Genomic DNA, 5,093 nt, shown 5'->3' with positions numbered 1-5,093 from the left:
CCGCAACATCTTCGACAATCTCGTCACCCGCGACGACAAGGGCGATATCATCCCTCAGATCGCCACCTCCTGGCGCAGCCTGTCCAATACAGAAATCCTATTCACGCTGCGTGGCGACGTGACCTTCCATGATGGATCGAAACTCACCGCCGAGGATGTCGCCTTCAGCATCAAGCGTATCACCGACGCATCCTTTGGGAGTCCGCAGCGGGGGCAGTTCGACAAGATCGTTGCAGCCGTACCCCTCTCGACGACGGAGGTGAAACTTGTCACCGACGGGCCGTATCCGGCTTTGCTCGCCCAGCTCGTGAAGCTCTCAATCGTGCCAAAGGCGGTCGTCGAGAAAGTCGGCAACGACCCCTTCAATCTCAAGCCGGTCGGGAGCGGTCCGTATCGATTCGAAAGCTGGCAGCGCGGCGTTGCCGTGACCCTGAAGCGCAACGACGACTATTGGGGCACCAAGGGCCCATTCCCGACCGTGCTCTTTCGCGCCGTGCCTGATGGTGCGACACGCGTCGCCAATCTGCAGGCGGGGAGCTCCGACCTTGCCGTGGGGCTCGACAACGACCAACTCGCCCAATTCAAGATGTCGCAGCGGGTTAAGCCCCTGACGGCCCTAACCGAGCGCCTCGCCTATCTGCGCCTCAATCCGAACCAGCCCCCCTTCGATAACCCCAAGATTCGCGAAGCCGTGGCGCGAGCTGTCGACAAACAGGGCATCATCGACGGCATTCTGGGCGGGCAGGAGAAGCCCATCGCGCAGATGTTGACGCCGGCACATTTTGGCTGGGCCGAGGGCATCGCCGGCCCCACCTACGACCCGGCGCGCGCCAAGGCGCTTGTCGCCGAGGCCGGGGCTGCAGCCAAAGTGCCGTTTGCGCTGACCACCGCGCCCTTCTTCGATCAGCGCGTCGTCCAGGCGATCCAACAGCAATTGCGCGATGTCGGGTTCGAGGTGACCATCACTTTGGTCGACACGCCGAGCTTCCTTCAACGGACCCAGCGCGGACCCATCGACTCTCCCATCCTCGCCATCAGCCGCTCCTCCTGCGCTTGCCAAGACGCGGACGGTGCGCTGTACCAACTCTTCCACTCCGGCAATGGGTGGACGATCGTCGAGAACAAGGAGATCGACGGGCTGCTCGACCGCGCGCGCGCGACGCTCGACCCCGCGGCACGATTGGCCGACTATCGCAAGATCCATGAAATTGTTGCAGCGACACTGCCCGTCGTGCCTCTTTACCAGACCGTCGTCGGCTATGGCGCCGCCAAGCCACTGCAGTTCACCCCGACGCCGAACGAAAGTCTGTTCCTCAACCGCATGCGTTGGGGGGAGTGATTTGAGTCGAGCTGGCATTGGCACGTTAACTGCCGGCGGGCGTCAGGGCCTGAACCGGTCGCCTTCATGTTCGGAAGCGCAAACCTACCCAGTCTTGGTCGATCGAATTCGGTTTCTCGCGAAAGTCATGCCCTGAACCCAGTCGGCCAATCATCCTGTTGCTGACCCGGTCGATTGGTCAGCCGACGGAGTCATACAAATGCCTCCGATCCCGAATGGGGGCGATTAATTCGGCGCGCCCTAGTAGCGAATACATCATTATCCGCTCGGAGCCACGGCCGCACGTCCTCTCAGACATCGGCCTAAATCATTCAAAAGAAACCGTAAGCACGGCGGATGGCTGCCCCGACTTTGCGCGTTTGCGACCGTCCACCAAGAGGCGCAGAGGCCGTTCGGGAGCGGGTTATCAGGCCCATGTGGACCCACCCTCGGTTCGCCTGACAATCCACTTCCGGACGCGCGGCTACGCGCCAAGGTCATGGAACTCCTCACCTTGACGCTCCCGACAGCCAAGGCGTCCGATCTMGTCGATAGGCTCGGTAATCTCGACGGTATGTCGGACGTAAGGACGCTGCCTTTACTTTTGAGCGCCGAGCCCCCTCCACCGGTCTTCAGTTGATCGGATGCCGGCAGCCTTGGCGGATGTGGAGCTACCCGCCCGTCATGCATCGCCGTGGTTCGGCTTCGGGATCGCGCGGATGCAAGTAAGGGGCCCCCATCGGGAAGGCAGGGCGCGACGACGGAGGACCACATCGCATGCAAATTTCACATGGCGGGTAGGGCTTCTTCGCTCGGCGATCGCGACGCGAATTCATAGTTTGATCACGATCATGCGTCTTGCTTGAACCAAGGATATGGCGCGCCGCCAGATCGAAATTCCCGATCGGATCGATATGTCACCCCCGTCTGCAGCTGCCACCGCGGCCGATTGCGATGCCTATTCCTCTGACGTCTCGATAAGGAAGCMCCCTACCCGTCCCCCCGCTATCTCGTTACCCGCAKACAACACCCTCCTCGCCATAGGTCTCATCCTGGCGAGCACATTGTTCTTCGCCGCCGGTGATGTCTCGGCGAAACTCCTGACGGCAAACCTTCCCGGCGTGCAGGTTGCCTGGTTGCGCTATCTCGTATTCGTCATTCTGGTTGTGCCGACCGCGTTCGCTATGAGCGGCAGGCGCGCCCTCGTGGCCGCCTCGCCCGGCATGCAGACTCTTCGTGGCCTCGCAGTGGCTGGCTCCGCGATGCTCTTCATATTGGGCCTCACGCAGCTTCCCGTTGCGGAGGCAACCGCCATCAATTTCATATCGCCCATATTCATCACGGCCCTGTCCATCCCATTGCTCGGCGAGAAGGTGGGCCTTCGCCGCTGGGCAGCGGCAGCGGTCGGCTTTGCAGGCGTGCTCATCGTCGTGCGACCGGGCACGGCTGGGTTCAGCTTGGCGGCTCTTCTTCCGATGGGAGCCGCCATGTGCTGGGCGGTGGCCGCGATCGTGACGCGGAAGATGCATGCCGAGCGGTCGGAGGTGACGATGGCCTGGTCCGCGCTCATCGGTTTTGCGGTGCTGTCCGTGGGCGTGGCCTTCTCCTGGCACCCTTTGACACTGCGGGAGATCGGGATCGGCGTGGCCATGGGCTTGTTCTCGACCATCGGTCACTGGCTGGTCATCCTCGCCTTCAAGAAGGCCCCCGCATCGACGATCGCCCCGTTCTCGTACGTGCAGCTCGCCTCCGCCGCCCTGCTCTCCTTCGCCATATTCGGGGCCGTCCCCGAGGCCATGACCTTCCTCGGAGGAGCGGTGATCGCGGCGAGCGGACTCTACACGGCCCACCGGGAACGCATCCGGGCTAGGTAGCTGTCGGCGAGCGAGGCTATGGAGCGTCTAGCCAGCCATGTAGTCCTGGCCACCTGGCGCTTGAAATCAGGTGTTGTGGGTGCGGTGTCGGGCCATGGCTTAGGTCGTCGCGATCTTCGCATGGGCGAACAGGCTGATGCATCAATCGGGCGATCGATCCTCGTCGGCGGTCGAGTTCGCGCAGATTACGTGTGATCGCGTCGCATTCGTCTACGGCGAACGATCTCGGCTCAGAGCGGAGGATCACTTCCAACCGCCCGGTCCGGGTCATCAAAGGGGAGGTCGTCAGCTCCGCCTCGCCCTCTCCCTCATCGCCAACGCCAATCGAAACCGCCTCAGCCAGCAGCCTGTCCTTGCTCAGCAGGCCCGCGTCCTCGAGCTTTTCCAGGTCGGGCAGGTGGCGCAGGCTGGCGAGACTGAACACCGACAGAAACTGCCCCTACCCGTCGGGTTAGTGCTGGCAGCCTGAGCGATCTGAAACCTTCGGGCGTCTGGTGCTCAGAGTCCCAAGCGTAGATGCCGGTAAGGTTGATGTGTTCCCAACTGAATATTAGCCGTCGGCGCGAGCGCGGGATCCAGTCGCGTGGTCCCGTGTTTGACAAATCCCAGCGCCAGAGCCCGTCGCCTCACCTGCCCGAACGGGGCCTAAAACCGCCGGAAACGAACTCACGGATGGTTAAACCTTGGGGCAACGTCAGGGCGAGCAAGCCGTTTTCCCGGTGGGAGGCGCCCCCACGCTGAAGGCGCCCGAAATCACCGCGTCCGATCGGCTTCCACGGACAGCGACAGAGGTCGACCGCCCGGATGCCCGGTGATCTGCCATCAATCTCAAGAGATTGGTCGAAATGTAGGCGCGGGTGCCGCTCATTTTTGCAGCGGTCCGCTTGACTCAAGCTTGGTATACCAAAAGTATGCCTTATGCAGATTACCTCACCGGCCCAACAAACACTCCCCGAAGAATCGCTTGCGGCGCGCGCCATGCAGGAGATCCGCCGCATGATATTCGCCGGCGAATTGCCGGGCGGCACAGTGGTCCAGGACCGTAAGCTTGCCGAGCAGCTCGGGCTCTCCAGGACACCGGTTCGCGAGGCGCTCGGGCGCCTCGCTGGAGAAGGCTATCTGCGGCGCGATAAGCGAATACTCACCGTACAAAGCGTGTCGTTCGAGGATGTGATGGAGATTCTCGCGACACGCCGCCTCATCGAAGCCGAGACTGCGCGGCTTGCTGCGGGTCGTATGACGGCACGTCGGCTGGCCGATTTGCGCGCCGCCATCGAGGGAATGGTCGATCCCCGCGAGGTCTCTCACGATCGCCATTGGACCGTCGATGACCTGGTCCATCTGTCGATCGCCGAGGCCAGCGGCAACCGGATGATGGCGCGGCTGGTCAAGGATCTCCGCGAGCGCACCCGGATGTTCGGGCTATCTCGCATCCCCCGTCGCTTCGACCCGGGAAAGGGTGAGCACCTCGCGATTGTCACAGCATTGGAGCAAGGCGACGGCGACGCGGCGGCCCGCGCCATGACCGTTCATATCGACAATGCCCGCCAGGGAATCCTCGACTTGCTCGCCGGCACGCTAGCGCGCGAACCGGCGTTGGGCCCACGCGAAGACCAGAAGAACCAAGGATCGACGTTATGAGCGGACGCATGCTTTTCCTCCAGAATGGCCCCAAGCAGGAGTCTGTGGCGAAGCTGCCCGAACGCTTCGAGTCCTGGGGGCTCGATGTCGATGCTCGCTGGGTTTTCAACGGTGACTTCCCCCAAACCCTGGCCGGATATGACGGCATCTTCCTCTCCGGCAGTCCTCATGGTGCCTATGAGGACATCCCATTCATCAATCGCGAGCACGACCTGATCCGGGAGGCCGACGCCCTTGGGATCCCGATGCTTGGGGTCTGC

At 62.5% G+C, this 5,093-nt stretch carries 5 protein-coding genes; 4 read left to right on the top strand and 1 reads right to left on the bottom strand.

Translation table 11 applies throughout. The features are described 5' to 3' along the window. Window positions 1-1,339: ABC transporter substrate-binding protein (locus AC1DJT_RS34425; RefSeq protein ID WP_476835840.1), on the top strand; the 1,339-nt coding region annotated here is incomplete at its 5' end. Window positions 1,340-2,295: 956 nt separating this feature from the next. Beyond that, the gene (locus AC1DJT_RS34420; protein WP_476835841.1) at window positions 2,296-3,192 is read left to right on the top strand and encodes a DMT family transporter; all 897 of its coding nucleotides are present in this window, start codon (window positions 2,296-2,298) and stop codon (window positions 3,190-3,192) included. Window positions 3,193-3,208: 16 nt separating this feature from the next. On the opposite strand, the gene AC1DJT_RS34415 is transcribed toward AC1DJT_RS34420, so the two are convergent. Beyond that, window positions 3,209-3,616: a hypothetical protein gene (locus AC1DJT_RS34415; protein WP_476768590.1), complete on the bottom strand. Its 408-nt coding sequence runs from the start codon at window positions 3,614-3,616 to the stop codon at window positions 3,209-3,211. A 494-nt stretch (window positions 3,617-4,110) separates the two neighbouring features. On the opposite strand from AC1DJT_RS34415, the gene AC1DJT_RS34410 reads away from it, so the two are divergent. After that, window positions 4,111-4,833, top strand: a complete 723-nt coding sequence (locus AC1DJT_RS34410; protein ID WP_441492570.1) for a GntR family transcriptional regulator — start codon at window positions 4,111-4,113, stop codon at window positions 4,831-4,833. Window positions 4,834-4,841: 8 nt separating this feature from the next. Then, window positions 4,842-5,093, top strand: a 252-nt coding sequence (locus tag AC1DJT_RS34405; protein ID WP_476835839.1) for a glutamine amidotransferase-related protein, incomplete at its 3' end; no start/stop codon positions are given.

Source organism: Allobosea sp. 05T422_2 (genome assembly GCF_056396265.1).
The sequence above is the reverse complement of the archived record's forward strand: the minus strand, read 5'-3'. Positions and strand labels throughout refer to the sequence as shown.

Bases quoted from the DNA above. Each gene is read 5' to 3' on its own strand.
- AC1DJT_RS34410 (WP_441492570.1), top strand. From the start codon at position 4,111: ATGCAGATTACCTCACCGGCCCAACAAACACTCCCCGAAGAATCGCTT.